Origin of the sequence: Brevibacterium spongiae (genome assembly GCF_026168515.1) — a bacterium.
Classification (GTDB): domain Bacteria; phylum Actinomycetota; class Actinomycetes; order Actinomycetales; family Brevibacteriaceae; genus Brevibacterium; species Brevibacterium spongiae.
In genome coordinates this window covers 3,039,775-3,063,688 of sequence record NZ_CP093443.1, presented here as the reverse complement: position 1 = coordinate 3,063,688, position 23,914 = coordinate 3,039,775, and the positions used below count along the sequence as shown (strand labels likewise).

Sequence of the window (23,914 nt, the reverse complement as noted above, 5' to 3'; positions counted from 1 at the left end):
TCAGTTCTCCAGCACGAGGTCGAGGCCGAGGTCGATCGCGCGCACACTGTGGGTCAGCGCTCCCGAAGAGATGACATCGACGCCGGTCGCTGCGATCTCCGGGATCGTGTCCAGGGTGACGTTGCCGCTGGCCTCGACGACCGCGCGCCCGGCGATGAGCTCGACACCCTCGCGCAGCTGGTCGGTGGTGAAGTTGTCGAGCATGATGATGTCGGCGCCGCCGTCGAGGACCGCCTGGACCTGATCGAGCCGGTCGACCTCCACCTCGATCATCGTCGTGTGCGGCAGACGGGCGCGTGCTGCTCGGATCGCTTCGGCGATGCTGCGGCCCTCACCTGCGAGGACAGCGAGGTGATTGTCCTTGGCCATGACCGCGTCCGAGAGCCCGAACCGGTGATTGTGCCCGCCGCCGCACACGACCGCGTGCTTCTCGAACGCCCGCAGCCCCGGGGTCGTCTTGCGGGTGTCGGCGATGCGGGCACGTCCGGCGGCCGCATCGACATACGCGCGAGTCTGGGTGGCGACGCCGCTCATCCGCTGGCAGAAGTTCAGGGCGATCCGCTCGGCGCGCAGCACCGCTCGCGCAGGGCCCGTGACGGTGGCGAGCAGCTGACCAGCAGAGAAGGCATCACCATCGGCCGCATCGAGTTCGACCGTGACCGTGTCGTCGACGAGGGTGAAGGCGCGGGCGAAGACCTCGATGCCGGCGAGCACCCCGTCCTCCCGCGCGCGCAGCTGCGCCCGTGCCGAGGCGGTCGCCGGGATGAACGTCTCCCCGGTGATGTCGCCCCAGGGAGCATCCTCGTCGAGCGCGATCCCCAGCGCAGAGTCGATGGTCGCGGTCGTCAGCATGCGGTGGCCTCCTGCAGCAGGGCGGTGGACGAAATGAATGGAGCATCGGTGCGGGTATGTGCGCCGAGGCTGTGCTCACGCGCCAGCGCATGATCGGCCATATGCCTGGCGATGAGCGCAAGATTCGCAGTCTCGAGCTGTTCGGCGGAGATGGTGGTGCCGCGGTCGGCGGCGACAGTCGTGCCGCGCTCGCCGTCTGACGTGTCGGGGGTTCCCTCGCCGAGGCGGTCGAGCAGGATTCGCAGACCCGTGGCCGTGCGTTCGACGCCGAGGTGGTCCCAGGCCAATCTCTGCAGTTCGGTCCGTGTCAGTGCCGTCTGGTGGAATGAACCGTACTGGGGGAGTGGACCGAACCGGGGGAATGGGAGGTGATGATCAGGATCGATGATGACGGAGTCACGGCGCAGCTGCGCCTCGATCGCTGTGGCGGCCCGGCCGGCGAAGACTGCTCCTTCGAGCAGGGAGTTCGAGGCCAGACGGTTGGCCCCGTGCACTCCCGTGCATGCGGCCTCACCGACGGCGAAGAGCCGGTCGATGCTCGTGCGCCCGCCGACGTCCGTGGCCACCCCGCCCATGAAGTAGTGCGCGGCAGGAGAGATGGGAATGAGGTCCCGGGACAAGTCGAGACCATGCTCGGCCAGTCCTGCGGTGATGCTCGGGAACTTCGCCGCCACATTCGGTATCGCTCGGGCATCGAGGAAGCAGGGACGTCCGTCCTGGGCAGCCTGGCGGCGGTGCAGAGCCAGCGCCACGACATCGCGGGGAGCGAGCTCGGCTCTCTCGTCGACCTCACGCATGAACCGTCTGCCCTGCTCATCGAGCAGCAGGGCACCGGCGCCGCGGACGGCCTCGGAGATGAGGAACCCGGCACCGGCCAGAGCGGTCGGATGGAACTGGAAGAACTCGAGATCACGGACCACGGCGCCGGCGCGAATGGCCGCGGCCAGACCGTCCCCGGTCGCCGCTAGCGGGTTCGTCGTATGCGCGAAGAGCTGCCCGGCCCCGCCGGTGGCGAGCACGATTGCATCCGCGGCCAGTCGCTCGAGACGGCTGCCGCGGAGCACGGTGACTCCGGTCGCTCGGCTCGGGGTCTCACTGGATGCGAGCATGGTCCGGCCGTGTCCGGTGGGTTCGTTGTCAGCGGTGATGATGTCGACGAGCATCGTGTGCTCGTACAGCTCGACCCGCCCGGCGGCCACCTCCGACCGCAACCGGGCAGCCAATGCCGCGGTGATCGCGCGTCCGGTCGCGTCCCCACCGGAATGGAAGATGCGGGGATGCGAATGTGCTCCTTCCATCCCCCTGGCCCAGTCCCCGGTCGGGTCCGTGTCGAAGTCGACCCCCGCCTCGGCGAGGGTGGCAAGCGCGTCCCCACCGGCCTCGCACAGCACGCGCACGGCGTCGACGTCGCAGTGCCCGACCCCGGCGGACAGGGTGTCGGCGATATGAGAATCGATGGTGTCTTCGACCCCGATGACCCCGGCGATCCCGCCCTGGGCCCACGCGGTGTTCGACTCACCGAGGCGGCCCTTCGTGATGAGAGTAACCCGATGTCGGCCGGCCAGGTTCACGGCCGCAGTCAGTCCCGCGATCCCGGTCCCGACGATGATGACGCGGCTCATCAGATCCGCGGCTTCGCAGCGAGCATCCGCTCCAGGGAGACGCGGGCGGGGTCGGCCACCTCGGCGTCGACGGAGATCTGATTGACGACCTCGCCGGCGATGAGGGACTCGAGGACCCAGGCGATGTATCCGGGGTGGATGCGATACATCGTCGAGCACGGGCAGATGACGGGATCGAGGCAGAAGATCTCGTGCTGCGGATGCTCGGCGGCCAGCCGCTGGACGAGGTTGATCTCGGTGCCGATGGCGAACGTGGTCGGCTCGGTCGCCTCGGCGATGGCCTTCGTGATGTACGCGGTCGACCCTGACTCATCGGCGGCCTCGACGGTCTCGCGCGGGCATTCGGGGTGAACGATGACGCGCACATCGGGGTGTTCGGCCCGGGCCTTGGCGATCTGGGCGGGGGTGAAGCGCTTGTGCACGGAGCAGAATCCCTGCCACAGGATGACGCGGGCGTTGCGCAGCTCGGCTTCGGAGTTGTTGCCCAGCGGTCGCGCGGGATTCCACAGGGGCATCTCGTCGGGGCCGATTCCCATGTTCACCGCGGTGTTGCGGCCGAGGTGCTGGTCGGGGAAGAACAGGACCCTCTGCCCGCGTTCGAAGGCCCACTCGAGGACCACCTCGGCGTTGGATGAGGTGCACACGATGCCGCCGTTGCGGCCGCAGAAGCCCTTGATCGCGGCCGAGGAATTCATGTACGTGACGGGGATGACCGGGACGCGACCGTGCTCATCGGCCTCGGTGCCGAAGACCTCGGCCAGCTGCTCCCAGCAGTCCTCGACCTGGTCGATCGAGGCCATATCGGCCATCGAACAGCCAGCCGCGAGATTGGGCAGGATGACCGACTGGTTCGGCTTCGAGAGCAGATCGGCGGTCTCAGCCATGAAGTGGACGCCGCAGAAGACGATGGCCTCCGCTTCCGGGTGGTTCTGCGCGGCCCGGGCAAGCATGAATGAGTCGCCGATGTAGTCGGCGTGTTCGACGACCTCGACCCGCTGGTAGTGGTGTCCGAGGAGGACGACCCGGTCTCCGAGGGTCTCTTTGGCCCTGCGGATGCGAGCATCGAGCTCCTCGGCCGAGGCCTGCTTGTACTCCTCGGGGATCTCGCCCTGACGCGGGGCGGCGGCGGGGATCGGATCGGCCAGTGAGGCGCCGGGGCCATAGCCGGGCCGCTCGTCGACATCCCACGGGGCATCGAGCAGCTCCGTCGAGCACATGTCGTCCTTCGTCCCCGTGGCAGAGATGTCCTTGAGGGTGAGTTCGATCGAAGCTGTCGTGGTCATCATCGTCCTTCTCTGCAGTGGGCGGAGATCGTGTCCGGTGTGACTGACACGAGAGCAGAACCGCCCGAAATGTTTTGCGCAGTTGTGCGTTTAATTCTTTGCGCAGATTTGAGCTTAATCCCGTGGGCGGGCAATATACAACTCTCGGGCGCTGGGTGCGGCGGGGTGCGTCGCGACTGCTGTGTCCGGGAGTCAGGCCCTGGCGGCGATGATGGCCGAGAGGCCGAGGATGCAATAGGCTGTGACCTGGCTCGCAACCCGAGCCTATGCGCACCGTGGTGGTCGCCCCGTGAGAGTGACCGCGGACCCTCACCGGAGCCGCGGACTCGACCCGCCTGCGCCAGAACCGACGACCTCGCATCTCCGAAGGACTCTCATGCCCGACGCGGCACACCCGAACCAGAACACGACCGCCACCAGCGCCGATGCGGCCGCGGAGCAGCCCGCCCCGTACGGCAGTGCACAGGCGTCCGCTTCCGCGGCACCGCCTCGGCGAATCCGCACCCTCGACCTCATCAAGGCGAAGGCCGAAGGCAGGCGGTGGGCGATGCTGACCAGCTACGACCAGTACACGGCCGCCCTGTTCGAGCAGGCCGGCGTCGAGGCTCTGCTCGTCGGCGATTCCGCGGCGAACAACGTCTTCGGCCACGCCACGACCCTGCCGGTGACCGTGGACGAGCTCATTCCCCTGGCCCGCGCGGTCGCCTCGGCGACGAATCGTGCGCTCATCGTCGCGGACCTGCCTTTCGGCAGCTATGAGATCTCCGATGAGCAGGCCGTGGCCACGGCAGTGCGGTTCATGAAGGAGGCCGGCGTCCACGCGGTCAAGCTCGAAGGCGGGGCGCGGATGGCCTCCCGGATCCGGGCGATCACGAACGCGGGGATCCCCGTCATGGCGCACATCGGCTTCACCCCGCAGGCCGAGCACAACCTCGGCGGATACAAGGTCCAAGGGCGCGGCGAGGCCGGGACCGCCCTGCTCGACGATGCTCGCGCGGTCGCCGCGGCCGGGGCGTTCTCCGTGGTCATGGAGATGGTGCCCACGGGCCTGGCCGGGCAGGTCACTGCCGAGCTGAAGGTCCCGACCGTAGGCATCGGCGCCGGTGCCGAGACCGACGCGCAGGTGCTCGTGTGGCAGGACATGGCGGGTCTGCGCACCGGCCGTGCCCCGCGCTTCGTCAAGCGCTACGCCGACCTGCATTCGGTGCTCACCGAGGCGGTCGAGACCTATGTCGACGAAGTGAAGTCAGGGGTCTTCCCCGAGCCCGAGAGGAGCTTCGACTGATGGAGGTCGGCGGCATTCAGGCGCTGCGTCGGTGGCGGGCCGAGCAGTCCGGTCGCGTCGGTCTCGTGCCGACGATGGGCGCCCTCCACTCGGGGCATCAGGCGCTTATGACCCGGGCCCGGGCCGAGGCGGATCTGGTCGTGACGTCGATCTTCGTCAATCCGCTGCAGTTCGGTGCCGATGAGGACTTCGTGCAGTATCCGCGTCCCATCGAGGCCGATCTGCAGAAGTGCGAGGAGGCCGGAGTCGACTTCGTCTTCGCCCCTGCCCTGGCGGAGATGTACCCGTCCGCGCCCGAGGTCCGCGTCGTCGCCGGACGCATGGGAGCGGTGTTCGAAGGGGCGGCCAGGCCCGGTCACTTCGACGGTGTGCTCACGGTCGTGGCGAAGCTGTTCACCCTCATCGCCCCCGATGTCACGGTCTTCGGACTCAAGGACATCCAGCAGTTCTGTCTGGTCAAGAGGATGATCGCCGACCTCAACTTCGATATCGAGCTCATCGGCCTGCCCGTCGTGCGCGACGGCGACGGCCTGGCGATGTCGAGTCGCAACGAATACCTCACCGGACCCGATCGGGAACGTGCCCTGGCGATTCCACGGGCCCTCGACGCCGCCGCCGATGTGGCTGCCGGGCCCGCCGAGGTCGAAGCTGCCGCGCGGGCCGTGCTCGAGGGCGCGGCCGCACGTGGAGATCTCGAGGTCATCTACCTCAGCCTCGTCGATGCCGCGGACCTGCGGCAGTGCACGCCGGACTTCCGGGGATCGGCTCTGCTGCTCGTCTCTGCGAATGTCGGCGGCACTCATCTCATCGACAACCTGCCGTTGGAATTCTGAGCAACCCCGAGACGCAACCCCGAGACGAACGCGAAGCAACCGCGCCGCCTCGGCGAGTGATTCTTATTCTGGTCGCTTCGGTGCGGTCGGGATCGTCGGGCGCCTCAGATCGGGATCGCGATGACCGCGATGCCGATGACGAGCAGGATCACGGTCGAGGCAGCCTCGATGAAGAAGTCGGCACTGCGGTGCGCCATCGCCGAGGCGGCCAGGCTCGCCAGGCACGCGAGCACGAGCTGATAGGACAGGAGCACGCCGAGGATGAGGAGGACGAGCACCGCATAGTCGACGCTGCTCGGGGCCGCGGGCACGAGGGTGGGCAGGATCGCGAGGAAGAACAGGCCGACCTTCGGATTGCTCAGCGAGGAGATGATGCCGCGGCGGTAGGACACGATCGAGCGCAGGTGGCCCCACGAGGACGAGTCCATGACGGTGGCGATCTCGCTGACCGGGCCGGCGGCCGCCTCGGCGGAGGTATCGTCGGCGGCACTCGACGCGGGATCCGGTGTGTCCTTGAGAGCGGAGTCGGCCGAGGCAGCGCGGAGTTCGCGACGCAGCCGCAGCGCCTGTCGTCCGGCGAGGAGTCCGAGGAGGCAGAGGTAGAGTCCGCCGCCGATCTTGAGCACCTGGATGGCGGCCGGGTAGACGGTGAGCAGGGCGGAGACTCCGGTGAGTGCCAGCACCATCCAGATCACGGTGCCCGTGGCGGTGCCGAGGGCGTAGACGAGTCCGGCCTTGCGGCGCAGGGAGGACAGACGGATCGTGAGGATCGTCTCGGGGCCGGGCGTGATCGCCAGAGCGGCGGCGGCACCGGTGATGGTCAGGATCTCGGGTCCGGTCACAGCACTCCTTCTTCTGCGGTTTCTGCGGTGGGGATCTTTTCGGTGGGAATTGGTGGATCCTCTCCATTGTCAGGGCCGTCAACGATCGGGAAAAGCAACTGATCGTGAACGATCATCAGGCAGAACCGAATGGTTCACGGCTACGATGCACTCATGTGGGATCTCAATCGACTCCGAATCTGGCGAGCCGTCGTCGCCACCGGTTCCGTGGTCGCGGCCGCGAAGAACCTCAACTACACGCCAGCCACCGTCAGCCAGCACATCACGACCCTGCAGAAGGCCGTCGGCGCGCCCCTGTACCGGCGCTCAGGGCGCGGCATCGAGATCACCGAGCTCGGCAGGCGGTTGGCCGAGGACTCCGGTGAGGTGTTCACCTCGGTGGCGCGGCTGGACGAGATCGTCGAGAGCTTCCGCAACGTCACTCGGCCGCGGCTGCGGATCGCGGCGTTCACCTCGTTCAATGCGCGCCTGCTGCCCGGGATCATCGAAACCGTGGCCCGTGACCACCCGAATCTGCGCTTCGACATCCAACTCAACGAACCGGCGAAGAACCGGCGCACCCACTGCGTCATCGAAATCCGTGCCGAGGTTCCGCAGGAAGGCGAGATCCGTCTGCCGGAGATGACCCGGGTTCCGCTCTTCGATGACGACTACCGCGTCGTGGTCTCAGAGCGGCACGAATTCGCCGCGTGTGAGACCGTGCCGTTCAAGGACCTCGAGGACGAGCAGTGGGTCGACTACGACATGTGGGCGGGACCGTCGAGCAAGGTCGTCGACCATGCGTGCGCGGCGGCCGGCTTCGAACGCAAGGCCTTCGCCGCCTGCGAGGACGACTTCGCCGCGCTCGCCCTCGTTGCCTCGAACCTCGGTGTCACTGTGCTGCCCAGGCTGTCGACGCTGCAGCTGCCGCCCGGACTCGTCGCCGTCGACCTCACCGACCCGGTGCCCACACGCAGGGTCGTCATGCATGTGCGCGAACGTGACGCGCACCTGCCCCACGTCCGCGCTTTCGTGGCCGCCGCCGAATCCGCCGCAGCCACCCACCTCACCCCACTTGCTACCTGACGGGTCCCCAGCACCCTGGCGCTGGAGTGGTCCCCGAAAGTTGGACTGTGATCAACACAAGACAACTTGAAGGGACCAGTCCATGCGTAAGGACTGTCTGATCACAGACGAACAAGCCAAAGCCGCGATCGAGCTCTTCGACAAAGGGCACGGCTACGCCGCGACCGCCACGAAGCTCGACGTGCATAAACCCACGCTCAAACTCCTCCACGACCGGTGGCTGGTGCGTGGAACAATATCGGTCATGGAACCGCACCAGCCCCGCCGCATACCGGCAGAGACAAAGATCGCGACTGCGAAACGGTACCTCGACGGCGAACACAAAGTCGTCCTGGCTCAAGAGCTTGGCCTGGCATCCTCACGCACCGTCGTTGATTGGGCGAAGAAATACCGGGATGAGTGTGACAGTCTGAAATGGCCCCACTTGGAGCAAAAATGATCCTCTGATTTGGCCCCACCCCCGACCTACCAGCCGTACCGTTCGTGATGTCGACCAAGACGTTCACGAAGAGGTGGGGCATATGAAGGAGATGTCGAGAGTGGAGCAATTCGAGAATATCCGACGAGACCACAGAGACCATGAGATGTCGATTCGACAGTTAGCCCAAAAGTACAAGGTCCACCGCAGGACGGTACGTCAGGCGTTGGCGGATGCGGTACCACCGCGGCGGAAGACTCCGGAGAGGGTAGCACCAGTCCTCGGTGAGCACGTTGCCACCGTCCGGGCTTGGTTAGTTGCTGACAAAGAGGTCCCTCGGAAGCAGCGTCATACCGCCCGGCGGGTCTGGCAGCGCCTCGTCGAGGAGGAAGGAGTCGAGGTTGCGGAGTCGAGTGTGCGAACCCTGGTCGCGAAGCTGCGCCGGGACATTTTCGATCAGTCGTTGGAGGTCAAGGTTCCTCAAACCCATGCCCCGGCGGCTGAAGCCGAGGTCGACTTCGGGGAGTTCTACGCCCTCATCGGTGGGGTGTGGTTGAAGCTGTGGATGTTCATTCTGCGCCTATCGCATTCGGGTAAAGCCGTGCACATTGCTTACGCCAACCAGGCTCAGGAGTCGTTTCTCGACGGTCATGTGAAGGCCTTCGACCGGCTCGGTGGAGTCCCGACGGGCATGATCCGGTATGACAACCTGACTCCGGCGGTGGTGCGGGTGCTGCTGGGTCGGGAACGGGAGGAGAATCCCCGGTTTGTCGCCCTGAGGTCGCATTACGGGTTCGATAGCTTCTTCTGCCAGCCCGGGATCAAGGGTGCTCATGAGAAGGGTGGCGTCGAGGGGGAGGTCGGTCGGTTCCGGCGCCGTCATCTGGTGCCGGTGCCCGAGTTCGCCTCCTTAGCCGAGCTCAACGCTTTCATGGTCGCTGCCGATGCTGGTGATGACGACCGAAAGATCACCGGCCGGGTCGAGACGGTCGGGGCCGCGGCGGCCCGGGAGCTGCCTGGCCTGCGGGGTTTGCCCGATGAGGTCTTCGATGCCGCGCAGACCCTGTCGTGTCGGGTCGATGCGAGAGCCAGAGTGTGCGTACGTCAGTCCTATTACTCGGTGCCGGCCCGGTTGGCTGGCAGACGCCTCCAGGTGCGTTTGGGGGCCACGACGGTGACCGTGATCGCTGAGTCGGGGGTGGTCGCTGTCCATACCCGGTCGCTGCATAAGTACACCGAAGATTTGGTCCTCGATCACTACCTGGAAGTCCTCATACGCAAGCCCGGAGCATTCGCCGGGGCCACCGCGCTGGCGGCTGCCCGGAAGTCCGGGATGTTCACGAACGCTCATCAACGGTTCTGGGATGCTGCGCGTGGGCAACTCGGCGACACGGCCGGGACCCGGGCGCTCATCGGTGTGCTGCTACTGCACCGCAGCCTGCCCAACGGTGACATTGTCACCGCATTGACAACCGCGACCGGGTTGGGATGCTTCGATGCTGATGTGGTCGCGGTCGAGGCCCGCCGGGCCGGTCAGGCGATGACTGCGCCACCGGCGGTGGTCGTCCCGGCCCACGTCGGACCAGTCGGGGAGAGGCCGGTGCCGGGCCTGGGCGCCTATGACGAACTGGTCTCGGTGGTGGGAGCATGAACGCGAAAACCATCCCGGCATCGACGCCGGCAGTGACTGCTCTGGGTGATCAGGCGGCTGAGGCCGCGATCGCCACGGCTTGTCGGACCCTGTTCATGCCCACGATCCGTGACCAGGCCTCACCGATGGCCGAGGCAGCAGCCCGAGAACGGCTCTCGCACAAGGCCTACCTGGCTGAGGTGTTGGCCGCGGAGTGTGATGATCGTGATGCCCGCCGTCGGATCCGGCGGATCAAGGAAGCGAAGTTTCCTCGCACCAAGCACCTGTCCGACTTCGATACCGCCGCCATCGAGGATTTGCCGCCGGCCCGGTTGGCGACTCTGGCCACCGGAGCGTGGATCGATGCCGGTGAGCCGTTGGTGCTACTCGGTGATTCCGGGACAGGGAAGACGCATCTGCTGATCGGTCTGGGGACCGCCGCGGCCGAGCAGGGCCGCAGAGTCCGCTACGTCACGACGGCGGCCCTGGTCAACGAGCTCACCGAGGCCGCCGATGCCAAGCAGCTCTCCCGGGTAGTGGGCCGCTATGCTCGCCTGGACCTGCTGTGCCTGGATGAGTTGGGGTATGTCAGCCTCGATTCTCGTGGAGCTGAGTTACTCTTCCAGATCATCACCGAACGTGAGGAACGAGCCTCGATTGCGACAGCCTCGAACGCCTCGTTCAGCGAGTGGGGGCAGACATTCACCGACCCGCGGCTGGCCGCGGCCGTTGTCGATCGGTTGACGTTTAACGCCCACATCATCAACACCGGCACCAGCTCTTACCGGCTGCGCACCACCCGGGCCAGGAGCGAAGAGGCCACTTTGCAGGAAGGAGATCAACCATGATCACCACCGAGGATCAGGAACCAGCCAGCGGAAATGCCATCGATGCCACCGAGGACTGGGTCGCCTACATCAGCCAACGCCTCAATGACGCCCAGGATCTCCTGGACGGGATCAGTGTCACCATCGAGTCTGTTCAGCCCAGTGGCCGCGAGCATGCCGCCGATCTGATCGATTCGGCTATTGAGGACCTTCAGCGACTGCGTCGCCGATTCGGACCAACCGAACCCGACTACGGCCCTGGCGATCCGCCGTTCTGACCACACTGGAACCTGAGAGGCCCGGCCACTCCTGTGGCCGGAGAAAGGCTCGCAACACAACACCGCCCGACCCCGCTGGGCCGCGACTGTTACCAACGCGCGGCGAGCACGACCACACATGCTGGGGTGGGGCCAAATCAAAGCATCACAGTGGGGCCAAATGGGGTTGACACACTCACCGGGACAAGGGCGAAGACGCGTTCGCGACACCGCCGCCGGCCAAAGGCAAGACAGCACGAATACGAGCCCTCGACAACGGTCAGGACCCCGATGCTGATCCGGCCCCATCCAAGCCAGACCTGATGGCGAAGAAGACGCATGTCGAGGACATCAGCCTGGCCGAGTACCGGCAGCTACAAGACCGGCTGCTGCGGGCTGAAGCGGAGAACGCTTACTTGAAAAAACTGCGGGCCTTGAGGCAAAAAGGGCAGCTGTGAAAGCACGCATCGTTGCCAGTCTCAAGGCAGACTATCCACTGCCATTGCTGCTGCAGGTCGCGGGTTTGGCCCGGTCGACGTTCTTCTATCACCAGAAACGATTCGACGTGAGACCCGACCCATACGCGCAGGTGAGAACCCTCATCGAGGACATCTTCGAGAAGAGTCACAAACGTTACGGGCACCGCAAGATCTGGGCTGTCTTGGTCAAACAGGGCATCACGATCGCGAAGAAGACGGTGCTGCGATTGATGCGTGACATGGGTCTGCAGACCGAGGTGCGGAAGAAGAAATTCGACTCCCATCGCGGCACGGTCGGGGCCGTTGCTGACAACGTACTCAATCGGGAGTTCACCGCTGATGAACCGAACGAGAAATGGGTTTCTGACGTCACGGAATTCGCTGTTGAAGACAAGAAACTGTATCTGTCACCAGTGATCGATCTGTTCGATGCCGGTGTGGTGTCGTACTCGATGTCGACGTCACCGAACACGGCATTGACGAACGAATCATTGAGGAGTGCTTGTCAGGGGCTTCCGCCGGGTCAGACACCGTTGGTGCATACCGATCAGGGGTTTCAGTACCAGCACGTGTCCTGGGCGTCGATCCTGGCCAAGCACGGTGCGACAGCGTCGATGTCGCGGAAGGGAAACTGCTGGGATAACGCGATGGCGGAGAACTTCTTCGGGCAGTTGAAGTCCGAAATGTTCTATCTGCAGAAATTCGACTCAGTCGATGACCTCAAAGCCGCGATCGATGAGTACATTCATTGGTACAACTACGAAAGGATCTCGACACGACTTGGCGATCTTGCCCCGATGGAATATCGAAGCAAGACCGCCAAGGATGGTGAGCCTATTTACGAACTATGCTGACCTCACAGCAGTCCAACTTTTGGGGACCAGTCCACGCCGGGTGGCTGGGGACCCGTCAGGTAGTAATGGGAGACAGGCTGTTCCTCATAGTGGGCTGAGACCTCGCAGGGAGGGTGGTGGGATAGGCTGTTCGCGTGAGTTCTGAAATCGAAATCGGCAGAGGCAAGCGCGGTCGTCGCGCCTATTCGCTCGATGACATCGCCATCGTGCCCGCTCGACGCACCCGTGACCCCGAAGACGTGTCCCTGAGCTGGCAGATCGATGCCTATCAGTTCGAGCTGCCCTTCATCGGCGCCCCCATGGATTCGGCGATGTCGCCGGAGACCGTCATCGCCCTCGGCAGATTCGGCGGACTCGGCGTCCTCGACCTCGAGGGACTGTGGACCCGGTACGACGATCCCACCCCGCTGCTGGCAGAGATCGCCCAGCTGCCGACCGAGATGGCGACCTCGCGGATGCAGGAGCTCTACTCCGCTCCCATCCAGGCAGAGCTCATCACCGCCCGCCTCGAGCAGATCCGCGAGGCCGGGGTCACCGTCGCCGGCGCCCTGACCCCGCAGCGGACCCAGGAGTTCTACAAGACCGTCGTCGACGCCGGAGTCGACATCTTCGTCATCCGCGGCACCACGGTCTCGGCCGAACACGTCTCGACCCACACCGAACCGCTCAACCTCAAACAGTTCATCTACGAACTCGATGTGCCCGTCATCGTCGGCGGAGCCGCCACCTACACCGCGGCCCTGCACCTCATGCGCACCGGTGCCGCCGGCGTCCTCGTCGGCTTCGGCGGGGGAGCGGCGGCCACGACCCGGAAGACCCTGGGCATCCACGCCCCGATGGCCACGGCCGTCGCCGACGTCCACGCCGCCCGCCGCGACTACATGGATGAATCCGGCGGCCGCTACGTCCACGTCATCGCCGATGGCGGACTGGGCACCAGCGGAGACATCGTCAAGGCCTTCGGAGTCGGCGCCGACGCCGTCATGCTCGGCACCGCCCTGGCACGGTCGACCGAGGCCCCGGGCCGCGGCATGCACTGGGGAGCCGAAGCCCACCACCCGGAGCTGCCGCGCGGCCACCGCGTCGAACTCGGCACCGTCGGCAGCCTCGAACAGGTCCTCTTCGGACCCGGACGCACCGCGATCGGCGAACTCAACCTCGCCGGTGCCCTGCGCCGGGCACTCGCCACGACCGGCTACCTCGACCTCAAGGAATTCCAACGCGTCGACGTTACCGTCTCGCCTTACCAGTCTGGAACGGTGGTCTGAACTGTTCCGTCTGGCACTGACTCCCAAATGGCTTGGGTCCCTGCTCCTCGTCCTGGTGCTCGTCACCTGCTTCGTCGGCCTCTCCGCGTGGCAGGTCGACCGGGCCCAGCACAAGAACGACATCACGAACTCCGCCGATGTCGACGAGGTCAAGGACTTCAACGCGGTGATGAATGCGCAGGCCCCGATGCCCGGCATCCTCGCCGATCAACGGGTCAGCCTGTCCGGCCACTGGCTGCCCGACGCCCAGGTCGTCGTTCCCGGCCGCGTCCAGGACGGCGATGACGGGTACTGGGTGGTCACGATGTTCGCCCCCGACGACGCCCACCTCGGTGAGGGAGTCACCGCCGAAGGCGCCGACGAGAAGACGATCGCGATCCCCGTCGTCCGCGGATTCACCACCGGCGAGGATGCCGCCATGTCCTCGCAGGCGAAGTCCGGCGACGTCGAACTCACCGCCCGGATCGGACCGATCGAAGGGCCGGAACCCGGCAACGACCTGCCCGAGGGGCAGGTGCGCACGGTCTCGACCTCGCAGATCATCAACATGTTCCCCGACCTGCTCACCTACTCCGGTTTCCTCATCCCGGAGAAGGCCAGCGGCGCGGCCGCCTCGATCGGCACCGACGGACTCGCCCAGGTCCCGACCACGACGACCCGCGATGAGGGCGGATTCGATCTGCAGTCGGCGGTGTACGCCCTCGAATGGATCATCTTCGCCGCCATGGCCCTCTACATGTGGTTCCAACTGCTGCGTGACGACTATTTCAAGCGCCGCCTCGGCGAGGATTCTCAGGATTCGGAGAACCGCGCCGAGTATGTTGTCGTCAAACCCGCCGGCTCGTCGACCATCGACCCCGAGGTGATGTCGAACCTGACCGGACTGCCGGCCCACCGCCACGGCGGGAAGAAGCCGGGCAAGGCGGGCAAGAGCACCCGAAAGACCGATACATCCACGACCGGAGGAAATTGAGCGTGAGCGAAGAACACGAGTCCTTGGACTCCCGCCCCAACTTCGATGAGAGCAATGTGTGGAGCGTCAAGCGCTTCACCTCGGCGCGCAATGCGCTGAAGTTCTACCGCGTGATGGCGCTCATCACCGGCACCATGCTGCTCATCCTCACGGTCGAGATGATCTACAAGTACCTCATCGCCGCCGATTCCGCCACGGCCCTGACCTTCGGTGACTTCAACCTCGCCGCGGCCATCGCGATCTGCCACGGCTGGTGCTACGTCGTCTACCTCATCGGCTGCTTCTGGCTCAATCAGCAGATGCGCTGGACGCTGGGCCGCTACCTCATCCTCGCGCTCGCCGGCGTCGTGCCGGTCATGTCGTTCATCCTCGAACGCCGCATCCACCGTCAGGTCGAAGGCGAACTCGAAGCCGCCGTCGTCGTCGCGCCCAAGAGCTGAGGGCCCGGGTCCGACACCCGTATCCCCTCGCCGAGGCGGCGCTGCCCACGGCCGCGTATGTGCCCTTTTCGTCGGCTGAGAGCCCGAATTCGGGCGTCGCGTTTCCGACGCTTAGAATTGGACCATGACGCAATCTCAGTCCACGCAGGTGCCCCCTGTCCTCGTCGTCGATTTCGGCGCCCAGTACGCCCAGCTCATCGCGCGCCGCATCCGCGAAGCCGGCCTGTACTCGGAGATCATCGCCCATGACGCCCCGGCGTCCGAGTTCGCGGCGAAGAACCCCGTGGCCATCGTGCTCTCCGGCGGTCCTTCGAGCGTCAACGACGAGGGCGCCCCGAGCTTCGACACGTCTGTGTTCGACCTCGGCATCCCGACGATGGGCATCTGCTACGGCTTCCAGCTCATGTCGACGGCCCTCGGCGGGCGGGTTGCGAAGACCGATAAGCGCGAATACGGCTCCACCCCGGTCTCCGTGACGGCCACCGGTTCGCTGCTGGCCGATACCCCGGCCGCCTACAAGGTGTGGATGTCCCACGGAGATTCCGTCGCCGAGGCGCCTGCCGACTTCGATGTGCTCGCCTCCACCCCGGACACCCCCGTCGCCGCGTTCGAATGCCCGGCGAAGAGGTTCGCCGGCGTGCAGTGGCATCCCGAGGTCCTCCATTCGGAGAACGGGCAGAAGATCCTCGAGAACTTCCTCTTCAACGTCGCCGGCCTCGAAGCCGACTGGACGAACGAGTCCGTCATCGACGAGCAGGTCGACCTCATCCGCGCCCGCGTCGGCAACAAGAAGGTCATCTGCGGACTGTCCGGAGGCGTCGACTCGTCCGTGGCCGCAGCACTCGTCCACAAGGCCATCGGCGACCAGCTCACCTGCGTGTTCGTCGACCACGGCCTGCTGCGTCAGGACGAACGCGTGCAGGTCGAGAAGGACTACGTCGACTCGATCGGCGTCCGTCTGGTCACCGTCGATGCCCGTGAGCAGTTCCTGTCCCAGCTTGCCGGCGTCACCGACCCGGAAGAGAAGCGCAAGATCATCGGCCGCGAGTTCATTCGCACCTTCGAGACGGCTGCTTCTGACCTCGTTCTCGAAGCCCAGGAAGGTGAGGGCGAGGAGATCGCCTTCCTCGTCCAGGGCACCCTCTACCCCGATGTCGTCGAATCCGGCGGGGGATCGGGAACGGCGAACATCAAGAGCCACCACAATGTCGGCGGACTGCCTGATGACATCCAGTTCCAACTCATCGAACCCCTGCGCGCCCTGTTCAAGGACGAGGTCAGGGCCATCGGCCGCGAACTCGGCGTGCCAGAGGTCATCGTCTCCCGCCAGCCCTTCCCGGGGCCCGGCCTGGGCATCCGCATCATCGGCGAGGTCACCGAGGAGCGCCTGGCCATCCTGCGCAAGGCCGATGCCATCGCCCGCGAGGAGCTGACGAAGGCCGGCCTCGACGGGGAGATCTGGCAGTGCCCGGTCGTCCTGCTGGCCGATGTCCGCTCCGTCGGCGTCCAGGGCGACGGCCGCACCTACGGCCACCCCGTCGTGCTGCGCCCGGTCTCGAGCGAGGACGCGATGACCGCCGACTGGACGCGCATCCCCTACGATGTGCTCTCCGTGATCTCCAACCGCATCACCAACGAGGTCGACGACATCAACCGCGTCGTCCTCGACGTCACCTCGAAGCCCCCGGGCACCATCGAATGGGAGTGATCGTCTGCTGAGGAATGCGTAAACCCTGCGGGGAACCGGCATTCGCTCAACCGGCACCGAGGCGGCCACCGGGACCCCCGAATTCCACTCCTGAACACTGTTCAGTTACAGTGGTGGGGACCCGGGGCCGCCTCGGGTGCATCCGGCGGCAGATCCGCTGCCGTCCGGGGAGAAGACGAACAACGGAGCACTCATGTCTCAGGCCCACAGCACCGCCTCGGCGGGTATCACTCGTCCCCGCTCCGCCGGTCGTGCCGGCGATATCGCGCTCATCGCGGTCTTCGCCGCCCTGCTCGCGGCCTTCGCCATGATGCCTCCTGTCCCGGTCGGACCCGCGGGTGTGCCGATCACGCTGCAGACCTTCGCGATCGCACTGTGCGGAATGGTGCTGGGGCCGTGGCGGGGTGCTGCGGCGACGCTGCTCTACGTCGTCCTCGGGCTGCTCGGCCTGCCGATCTTCTCCGGCATGAACGGCGGCATCGGTGTGCTCGCCGGGCCCAGCGCTGGCTACATCCTCTCGTTCACCCTCTACGCCCTGGCCGCCGGACTCATCGCCCGCTGGGCGGTGCGTCGCTTCCGCGGAGCCAAGCTCGGTGTGGCTCTGTTCCTCGGCGGGTTCGCCGCAAGCCTTCTGCTCAACCACCCCCTGGGCATCCTCGGCATGTCGATCAACGCCGATCTGCCGCTGGGTGTTGCCGCCGTCGCCGACCTCGCCTACTGGCCCGGTGACATCATCAAGAACATCCTGGCCGCCTCGGTGGCCGTGCTCATCCACCGGGCGTTCCCCGATGTGCTGCGTCGTCGCGGAGTGAGCGTGGACTCGGTGGCCGGAGCGAACACCGCTGCCGAAGCGAACTCCGTGGCCGGAACGAACACCGCTGGTCCGGCAGGTCCGCACGGCAACGGCGCGACCGCCTCGGCGACGGATCAGGAACCGGGCGTCAAATGACCCGGGAGATCCGCTTCTCCGATGTCGGCGTCGGGGTCCTCGACGAAGGACCCGACGGCGATGTCGTCCGCCCGATCCTCAGCGATGTGAACTTCACCCTCACCGAGGATGTCGTCGCCGTCATCGGAGCCAACGGGTCCGGGAAATCGACCCTGCTGCAGCTGGTCAACGGGCTCGTCACCGCGAACGCGGGGCAGGTGCTCATCGATGGGCTCGACCCGTATCGGGAGCCTGCGAAGGTGTGTTCGCGGGTGGGTTTCGTCTTCACCGACCCGGCCGCGCAGCTGGTGATGCCGACCCCGATCGAGGACATCGAGCTCTCCCTGCGCAAATCCGTGCCGCGAGCCCGGCGCAGGAGCGCAGCTCTCGCAGTGCTCGAGGAACTCGGCATCGCCGACCTCGCTGAGCGCAGCGTCTACGAGCTCTCGGGCGGTCAGCGGCAGCTCGTGGCTCTGGCCGCGGTGCTCGCTGTGGACCCGCAGATCCTCGTCCTCGACGAGCCGACGACCCTGCTCGACCTGCGCAACAGGGAGAAGCTGCGGGTGCACCTGCAGGAGCTCGTCTCCCGCCGCGGCGTGCGCATCATCCTCACCACCCATGACCTCGAGTTCGCGCAGATCGCCGAGCGTGCCCTCGTCGTCGAGGACGGTCGCATCGTCTGCGATGCCGCCCCCGCCGAGGCGGTCGCCACCTACCGGGACATGATCATGAGCGATACGCCATGAATGGGAATCCCACCGTGGGCGCGGCCGGATCCCCCTCCGCCGGCGGAGCCGGTGTGACCTGGCGGAAGAATGCCGGGATCAGACCGCGGCCGCAGCTCTTCGGCAAGGTCGCGGCGCCTCGCGGGTGGCTCCATCGAGTGCCGACGGGTGTGAAGCTCGGCCTCATCGCCGCCATCGGTGTGGTGGCGCTGATCTTCCGCGATCCGGTCATCAACTGGTCGATGTTCGCAGTCCTCGTCATCATCGGCTTCACCGCGAGGCTGCGGCTGAAGTATTTCCTGCGCACGTGGCTCTATGTTGCGGTGCTGGTGACCATCGTCATGACCCTGCAGTACTTCTTCGGGTCGCTGCAGTCCGGTCTGGCCGTCGGCGGCACCGTCTTCGCCTGTGTACAGGCGGCCCTGCTGCTGACGCTGACGACGTCGGTCGCGCAGCTGCTCGACACGTTCACCGTCATCGTCTCTCCGCTGCGGTTCGTCGGCGCGAACACTGAGGCGATCGCTCTGACGGCGAGCCTCATGGTGCGCGCGATCTCGCACATCTCCGGTCTGCTCGGGGAAGCAGAGCGGGCCGCTCGGGCCAGGGGGCTGGACTCGAGCATCAAGGCGCGGGTGGTGCCGGCGATCCTGCGGTCGGTGAAGTATGCGCAGGACACCGGGCGGGCCCTCGACGCCCGCGGCATCGTCGATTGAGACCGTCCCCGTCGGTCGTGTCATGGGCGCGAGATCGCCGGTGCAGGGTCGCCTCGGCGAGGGGATCCGTTTTCTGTGTCAGGACCGACCCGTAGAGTGCTGGCACGTCATCGGATGAGAGCAATGTTGCTCGAGGAGATCAGCGTTGCCGGATGAGAGCGGAGACATGTCGAGCCCAAGCCTGCGGTCGCTTGTACTGGAGAGGTTCTACCTCGCCGCTGCGCCGAATCCGATTGCGTTCATCGACGAGTCGATGCGGCAGCCGACCGTCGCGGGGAAGGGCCCCGCTGGGCGGGAGATTTCGTTCTATCAGATGGCCGCGGTCATCTTCTCTCATGCGCGCTTGGATTCGATTCGCGAGCGATTGGTGGATGTGGCCGGCGGAACCTATTGGCACACGAACAAGAAGTTCCGAGGAAGCGATTTCGACCGTGGTGACATCGTCGAGATGATCGCGACGGTCACCGAGGAATCGGTGTGGAATGTCATCGCTGTGAGGCTGCCGTTGGCGGGCAGCTCTCGGCGGGACCTCGCCCGGGCCAGGGCGCTGTGCCTGGATAGGCTGGTCCGCAACCTCACAAGCGGCACTGGAGACGAGGCTGTTCGCGGGATCGTCGCGGACAACAACAAGGATCAGAAGCTCAACGGGCTAGACGAACAGGTCGTCGACAAGTTGCGCAGTTCGGGCTCTATTCACTCCGACGTGGCACTTGCTCATGGTCGGATGGGAGCCGAGCCGCTGCTGTGGTCGGCGGATGCAATGTCGTGGGCGGTGCAACGCAATATCCTTCGTGATGATGTGAGGTTCATCGAGCCGGCACTGCGAGAGGGAAAACTGACGGTGATCAATGCCGTCGACGGAAAGTCCCTGAATATGAAGCACCCCCTGGGTGCTTGCGCAAAAACCAGGGGGCCGTCTTCCCAAAGGCCGGGATTATCCGGTAGCCCGGGGCATGACGTTGCTTCACCATCCACGATACCAGCGCGATTTGCCGTCGACAACGGCGCGTTGTCTGCCCCCGGGCAGTCGGTGGGCCGTGATCTCCTGCGCCAGATCCGGGCCTTCGGGGAAGACGCTCGGCGGAGCGCGAATCGCTCTTGGACCCAGTCGGCATTGAGCCCCGACTCAGCGGACCATCCGGGGGAGGGAGTAGCCTCGGCGAATGGGACATGAGTCCCCTCGAAACGAAGGAGACATGATGACTGGAGCCGATCGAACCGTCCTGTTGGCCATGGACTTCCAGAACGGCATCGCCGGGGGCGAGGCCTTCGCCTCCAGTGGTGTCCTTGAGCGTGCCCGAGATGCCGTGGCTGCGGCGCGGCAGAAGAACGTTCCCGTCGTGTGGGTGCGGGTGGCGCTGCGCGAAGGCCAGCCCGAATTGGCGGAAACCGCCTCGTTCGCACGGATCGCCGCACACGGGGATCTCGACGAATCCCATGCGTCGACGAGCATCCACGAGACTCTCAACCGACAGCATGGCGAACCGATCGTGACCAAACGCCGGATCAGCGCCTTCACCGGCAGCGACCTCGAGGTGCTGCTGCGCGGGTATGGGGCACAGTCACTCGTCTTGGCCGGGGTGGCGACCAGCGGAGTCGTGCTCTCCACGCTGCGGCAGGCCGCCGACCTCGACTTCGAACTCACCGTGCTCACCGACGCCTGCGCCGACCGTGACCCGGAAGTCCACCGAGTCCTCACCGAGAAGGTGTTCCCGATGCAGGCGAAGGTGCTCACCGTCGACGACTGGACTGCGAGCCTCAGCTGACGCATGCCCGCAGAGCGCGTTCACGTCAGTACGGCAGCGTGTTCTCCAGCCCGGAGTTGACCATCGAGCTGAACCCGCGGCCGAGCACCTGCGGCGCAGGATTCTCGATCGCCCTTGAGTAGTGGCCCACGAGCTGTGAGCACACGCTCTTCCACGAACGGGACAGCACCTGCTCGCGCCCGGCCACCCCGAAGGCCCGACGTTTCGCCTCATCACCGAGCAGGTCGATGACATGGCTGCGCATGGCTCCGAGGTCCTTCGGAGTGTAGAGCCATCCGGTGCGCGAGGAGTCGACGAGGTCGAGTGGGCCGCCTCGGGCAGGGGCGATGACGGGAACTTCGGAGGCCATCGCCTCTTGGATCGTCTGGCAGAAGGTCTCGAGCTCGCCCGGGGCGACCATGAGGTCGAAACTCGCGACAGCCTGCGCCAGAGCCTCTCCTCCGAGGAAGCCGGTGAAGTGGGCACCGGGCAGCGTCCGCTCCAGCCGGGTCCGCCACGGTCCGTCACCGACGATGACCACCTTGGCACCGGGCACATCGTTGAGCACCGCCAGGTCCTCGACCTGCTTCTCTGCTGCCAGACGGCCGACGAACCCGATGATCTTCTCACCGTTCGGGGCCACGGACCGTCGCCACACCTCGGATCGGTGGCCTGGGTCGAAGCGGGAGGAATCGACCCCACGGGCCCACAGGGCCACCTCGGCGACTCCGAGATTCTCCAGCTGATCGATCGTGTAGCTCGACGGAGCAAGAGTCAAGGAGGAATGCTGGTGGATGTTGCGGACGTGGTTCCACAGCATGGCCTCGATGCCGTGCATGCCGTACCGGGCGGCGTAGGCGGGGACCTCGGTCTGGTAGATCGCGACGGTCGGCAGGTTGAGCGCCTGGGCGGCGAGTACCCCGCGCCAGCCGAGGACGAACGGGCTGGCCAGGTGGACGACGTCAGGGGCGAAGCGCTGCAGCAGGCGGCGGATGCGGGTGACGCCGCCTGGCGCGACTCGGATGCGGCGGTACTTCGGCAAGGCGATCGAGGGAACCCGAACGACACGGGCGCCGGCGACCTCCTTCGGTCCGTCTCTGCGGGTGCCCGGGGCGATGACGAGAACTTCGTCGCCTCGGTCGGCCAGATGGTCGAGGACCCGCAGGAGTGAGTGGGTGACCCCATTCATGTTGGGGAGGAAGGATTCTGCAATGATCGCTACTCTCACGGCTTCCAGCTAAATCCGCCTCGGTGACCAACGCATGACCCGAAGGCGACGCCGCGGCGACTTCTGGCCGAAATCGCCGGAACCCTTGTCTGCGGGCCGTGCCGCGGTGGGCTGCTCCGTAAGACGCCGGGCCGATTCGCCGTGCCTGAGGGGGTCTCCGGTATCCAAACGATGGCCCCGGTGTCTAGACGGTGGCCCCCGGTATCCGGATGGTGGCCTGTTCGCGACGAGTCTGAACCCCGCGTAAACTTAAGCCTCGGGCGAAGCGATTCGCAATGCGATGCGACGTGCCCGCAGCACCAGCAGTGACAACAGCGGCATAAGCACCAACAGCGGCACAGAACGAACGAGGGGAGCGGCAGTGGTCTGGTTCATCGTCGGCGGCTGCCTGATCGCAGCCCTCGTCATCGTCTTCGTCGTCTTCACCGTGCTGCGCTTCAACCAGCTGTCGATGGCCCGGTCGGTCTGCGATGAGGCCAAACGCCAGCTCATCGGCGAGATCCGGGCTCGTCACGCGCTCGTGCCCGCCTATATCGGCACCCTGAATCAGGTTGCCGGGCACGATCTGTCCAGGCTCGAACTCGCGCTCGCCTCCGCGGAACGGGCACCTTTCGACCATCGAGGCGCCGCCGCCGAGAACGCCCTCACCGAGGCGATCAGCGATGCGGCCCGGACACCCGCAGCACGCGCGGAGAGAGTCGCGACCTCGGAATTCGCGCGCACCCAGCAGGCAGCGGTCAACGAGGAGATCGACACGACGGTCCAGCTTCTGCACGACCAGCTGCAGGTGCTCACCGAGCGGATCCTCACCGCCTCCCGCTTCTACAATACGAACGTCGACCGCTATCACCGGCAGCGCCGACGCCCGATCTCCCGCCTGTTCACGCGCGTCTTCAAGGCACGCGAACCCTTCACCGAATCCGCCGTCGACGGCGACAGCGCAGACACTTCACCCGGCCGCGCCACGGCGGGGTCATCCTCGGCGGGGACGGCTTCGGCGGGCGCAGCCTCGGCGGGGACGGCTTCGTGACCCGCTTCCGCATCGATCTCGGCTACCGCGGCACGGACTTCCACGGCTGGGCGAAGCAGCCGGGACTGCGCACCGTCCAGGCCGCCGTCGAATCCGGACTCGCCCGCGTGACCGGCACCGATGTGACCACAGTCGTGGCCGGCCGCACCGATGCCGGTGTCCACGCCCGCCGACAGGTCATCCACATCGACGTGGACGAGGAAGCGATCGGCAAGCTCGTCGGGCGGTCGAATCGGTCCGCCGAGGCGGCTCTGCTCTCTCGTCTGCGCGGAGTCCTCGCTGCCGGTGAGTTCTTCGACATCGTCATCCACGCCGTGACCGAGGTGCCCGAGGACTTCGACGCCCGGTTCTCCGCTTTGTGGCGCTCCTACCAGTACCGACTTGCCGACAACCGGTCATTCATCGACCCGCTGCTCACGCCGGTCACTCCCCGGCACAAAGGCGAACTCGACGTCGAAGCCATGGCCGAAGCCGCCGCGGAAGTCCAGGGACTCCACGACTTCCTGCCCTTCTGCAAACCGCGCGCCGGCGCGACGACGATCCGCACTCTCCACGAGCTGCACGTCGCCCGCGACCAGGAAGCGGTGATCACCATCGACCTGCGCGCCGACGCCTTCTGCCACCATATGGTCCGGGCCTTGGTCGGCGGTCTGATCAAGGTCGGTTCCGGCAGCTGGGACGTGACTCGTCCCGCGGAGCTCATCGCCGAGGCGGACGCTGGGCTGACCCCGGACGTGCCCATGTTCGTCACGCCCGCCGAGGGCCTCGTCCTCACCGAAGTCGGGTACCCGGCCCCGGAGGACTACGCCGCCCGAGCCGCGCAGACCATGGCTCGCCGCGACCAGGAGTGAGCGCCTGACACGGACGACCGATGTCGTCAATATGAGAGAACACCTCTTCCCAGGTGTG

At 66.0% G+C, this 23,914-nt stretch carries 25 protein-coding genes; 20 read left to right on the top strand and 5 right to left on the bottom strand.

Annotated features, from left to right (window positions below; genetic code table 11):
• The 3 genes from nadC to nadA are packed head-to-tail and all read right to left on the bottom strand — an operon-like array spanning window position 1 to window position 3,757.
• Window positions 1-852, bottom strand: coding sequence for a carboxylating nicotinate-nucleotide diphosphorylase (gene nadC, locus L1F31_RS13790; RefSeq protein WP_265417846.1), 852 nt, complete (start codon window positions 850-852; stop codon window positions 1-3).
• A complete protein-coding gene (gene nadB / locus L1F31_RS13785; RefSeq protein ID WP_265417845.1) occupies window positions 846-2,474 on the bottom strand; it encodes an L-aspartate oxidase in 1,629 nt (542 codons plus the stop codon). Before nadB ends, nadC begins: the two co-directional genes overlap by 7 nt.
• Window positions 2,474-3,757, bottom strand: coding sequence for a quinolinate synthase NadA (gene nadA / locus L1F31_RS13780; protein ID WP_265420445.1), 1,284 nt, complete (start codon window positions 3,755-3,757; stop codon window positions 2,474-2,476). The genes nadB and nadA overlap by 1 nt, the downstream gene beginning before the upstream one ends.
• A gap of 376 nt (window positions 3,758-4,133) precedes the next feature.
• Between nadA and panB the strand changes: the two genes are divergently transcribed.
• Complete coding sequence (gene panB, locus L1F31_RS13775; protein ID WP_265417844.1) at window positions 4,134-5,042, top strand: 3-methyl-2-oxobutanoate hydroxymethyltransferase; 909 nt, start codon at window positions 4,134-4,136, stop codon at window positions 5,040-5,042.
• The gene (gene panC, locus L1F31_RS13770; protein ID WP_265417843.1) at window positions 5,042-5,875 is read left to right on the top strand and encodes a pantoate--beta-alanine ligase; all 834 of its coding nucleotides are present in this window, start codon (window positions 5,042-5,044) and stop codon (window positions 5,873-5,875) included. The genes panB and panC overlap by 1 nt, the downstream gene beginning before the upstream one ends.
• 104 nt (window positions 5,876-5,979) lie before the next feature.
• Here panC and L1F31_RS13765 read toward each other — a convergent pair whose 3' ends face one another.
• Window positions 5,980-6,717 carry a LysE family translocator gene (locus L1F31_RS13765; protein WP_265417842.1) on the bottom strand — a complete coding sequence of 246 codons (738 nt, stop codon included), beginning with the start codon at window positions 6,715-6,717 and terminating at the stop codon, window positions 5,980-5,982.
• 153 nt (window positions 6,718-6,870) lie between these two features.
• Here L1F31_RS13765 and L1F31_RS13760 point away from each other — a divergent pair, with 153 nt between their 5' ends.
• The 16 genes from L1F31_RS13760 (at window position 6,871) to L1F31_RS13685 (ending at window position 20,768) form a co-directional block, all read left to right on the top strand.
• Entirely contained in the window at window positions 6,871-7,782 is a 912-nt protein-coding gene (locus tag L1F31_RS13760; protein WP_265417841.1) for a LysR family transcriptional regulator, read from the top strand.
• Window positions 7,783-7,864: 82 nt separating this feature from the next.
• A complete protein-coding gene (locus L1F31_RS13755) occupies window positions 7,865-8,221 on the top strand; it encodes a transposase (protein ID WP_265417840.1) in 357 nt (118 codons plus the stop codon).
• Window positions 8,222-8,312: 91 nt separating this feature from the next.
• A complete protein-coding gene (gene istA, locus L1F31_RS13750) occupies window positions 8,313-9,851 on the top strand; it encodes an IS21 family transposase (RefSeq protein WP_265420372.1) in 1,539 nt (512 codons plus the stop codon).
• Window positions 9,848-10,678, top strand: coding sequence for an IS21-like element helper ATPase IstB (gene istB / locus L1F31_RS13745; RefSeq protein ID WP_265417432.1), 831 nt, complete (start codon window positions 9,848-9,850; stop codon window positions 10,676-10,678). The genes istA and istB overlap by 4 nt, the downstream gene beginning before the upstream one ends.
• Complete coding sequence (locus tag L1F31_RS13740) at window positions 10,675-10,935, top strand: hypothetical protein (protein WP_265417433.1); 261 nt, start codon at window positions 10,675-10,677, stop codon at window positions 10,933-10,935. The genes istB and L1F31_RS13740 overlap by 4 nt, the downstream gene beginning before the upstream one ends.
• Window positions 10,936-11,237: 302 nt before the next feature.
• Entirely contained in the window at window positions 11,238-11,372 is a 135-nt protein-coding gene (locus L1F31_RS13735; RefSeq protein WP_265417839.1) for a hypothetical protein, read from the top strand.
• Window positions 11,369-12,247 carry an IS3 family transposase gene (locus L1F31_RS13730; RefSeq protein WP_265417743.1) on the top strand — a complete coding sequence of 293 codons (879 nt, stop codon included), beginning with the start codon at window positions 11,369-11,371 and terminating at the stop codon, window positions 12,245-12,247. The genes L1F31_RS13735 and L1F31_RS13730 overlap by 4 nt, the downstream gene beginning before the upstream one ends.
• A gap of 134 nt (window positions 12,248-12,381) precedes the next feature.
• Window positions 12,382-13,515 (top strand): GuaB3 family IMP dehydrogenase-related protein, encoded by a 1,134-nt coding sequence (locus L1F31_RS13725; RefSeq protein WP_265417838.1) that lies wholly within the window; start codon window positions 12,382-12,384, stop codon window positions 13,513-13,515.
• A 55-nt stretch (window positions 13,516-13,570) separates the two neighbouring features.
• Window positions 13,571-14,488 carry an SURF1 family protein gene (locus L1F31_RS13720; protein ID WP_265417837.1) on the top strand — a complete coding sequence of 306 codons (918 nt, stop codon included), beginning with the start codon at window positions 13,571-13,573 and terminating at the stop codon, window positions 14,486-14,488.
• 2 nt (window positions 14,489-14,490) lie between these two features.
• Window positions 14,491-14,928: a DUF3817 domain-containing protein gene (locus tag L1F31_RS13715; RefSeq protein ID WP_265417836.1), complete on the top strand. Its 438-nt coding sequence runs from the start codon at window positions 14,491-14,493 to the stop codon at window positions 14,926-14,928.
• Between the two features lie 124 nt (window positions 14,929-15,052).
• Complete coding sequence (gene guaA, locus L1F31_RS13710) at window positions 15,053-16,636, top strand: glutamine-hydrolyzing GMP synthase (RefSeq protein WP_265417835.1); 1,584 nt, start codon at window positions 15,053-15,055, stop codon at window positions 16,634-16,636.
• A gap of 193 nt (window positions 16,637-16,829) precedes the next feature.
• Window positions 16,830-17,585: a biotin transporter BioY gene (locus L1F31_RS13705; protein ID WP_265417834.1), complete on the top strand. Its 756-nt coding sequence runs from the start codon at window positions 16,830-16,832 to the stop codon at window positions 17,583-17,585.
• Entirely contained in the window at window positions 17,582-18,310 is a 729-nt protein-coding gene (locus L1F31_RS13700; RefSeq protein WP_265417833.1) for an energy-coupling factor ABC transporter ATP-binding protein, read from the top strand. The genes L1F31_RS13705 and L1F31_RS13700 overlap by 4 nt, the downstream gene beginning before the upstream one ends.
• On the top strand, window positions 18,307-19,002 hold the full coding sequence (locus tag L1F31_RS13695; protein WP_265417832.1) for an energy-coupling factor transporter transmembrane component T family protein: 696 nt from the start codon (window positions 18,307-18,309) through the stop codon (window positions 19,000-19,002). The genes L1F31_RS13700 and L1F31_RS13695 overlap by 4 nt, the downstream gene beginning before the upstream one ends.
• A gap of 145 nt (window positions 19,003-19,147) precedes the next feature.
• Window positions 19,148-20,176: a hypothetical protein gene (locus L1F31_RS13690; protein ID WP_265417831.1), complete on the top strand. Its 1,029-nt coding sequence runs from the start codon at window positions 19,148-19,150 to the stop codon at window positions 20,174-20,176.
• A 22-nt stretch (window positions 20,177-20,198) separates the two neighbouring features.
• Window positions 20,199-20,768, top strand: a complete 570-nt coding sequence (locus L1F31_RS13685) for a cysteine hydrolase family protein (protein ID WP_265417830.1) — start codon at window positions 20,199-20,201, stop codon at window positions 20,766-20,768.
• Window positions 20,769-20,793: 25 nt separating this feature from the next.
• Here L1F31_RS13685 and L1F31_RS13680 read toward each other — a convergent pair whose 3' ends face one another.
• Complete coding sequence (locus L1F31_RS13680) at window positions 20,794-21,975, bottom strand: glycosyltransferase family 4 protein (RefSeq protein ID WP_488153987.1); 1,182 nt, start codon at window positions 21,973-21,975, stop codon at window positions 20,794-20,796.
• 361 nt (window positions 21,976-22,336) lie between these two features.
• Here L1F31_RS13680 and L1F31_RS13675 point away from each other — a divergent pair, with 361 nt between their 5' ends.
• Together L1F31_RS13675 and truA are read left to right on the top strand one after the other, a co-directional pair.
• Complete coding sequence (locus tag L1F31_RS13675) at window positions 22,337-23,005, top strand: LemA family protein (protein ID WP_265417828.1); 669 nt, start codon at window positions 22,337-22,339, stop codon at window positions 23,003-23,005.
• A complete protein-coding gene (gene truA / locus L1F31_RS13670; RefSeq protein WP_265417827.1) occupies window positions 23,002-23,856 on the top strand; it encodes a tRNA pseudouridine(38-40) synthase TruA in 855 nt (284 codons plus the stop codon). The genes L1F31_RS13675 and truA overlap by 4 nt, the downstream gene beginning before the upstream one ends.
• Window positions 23,857-23,914 lie beyond the last annotated feature (58 nt).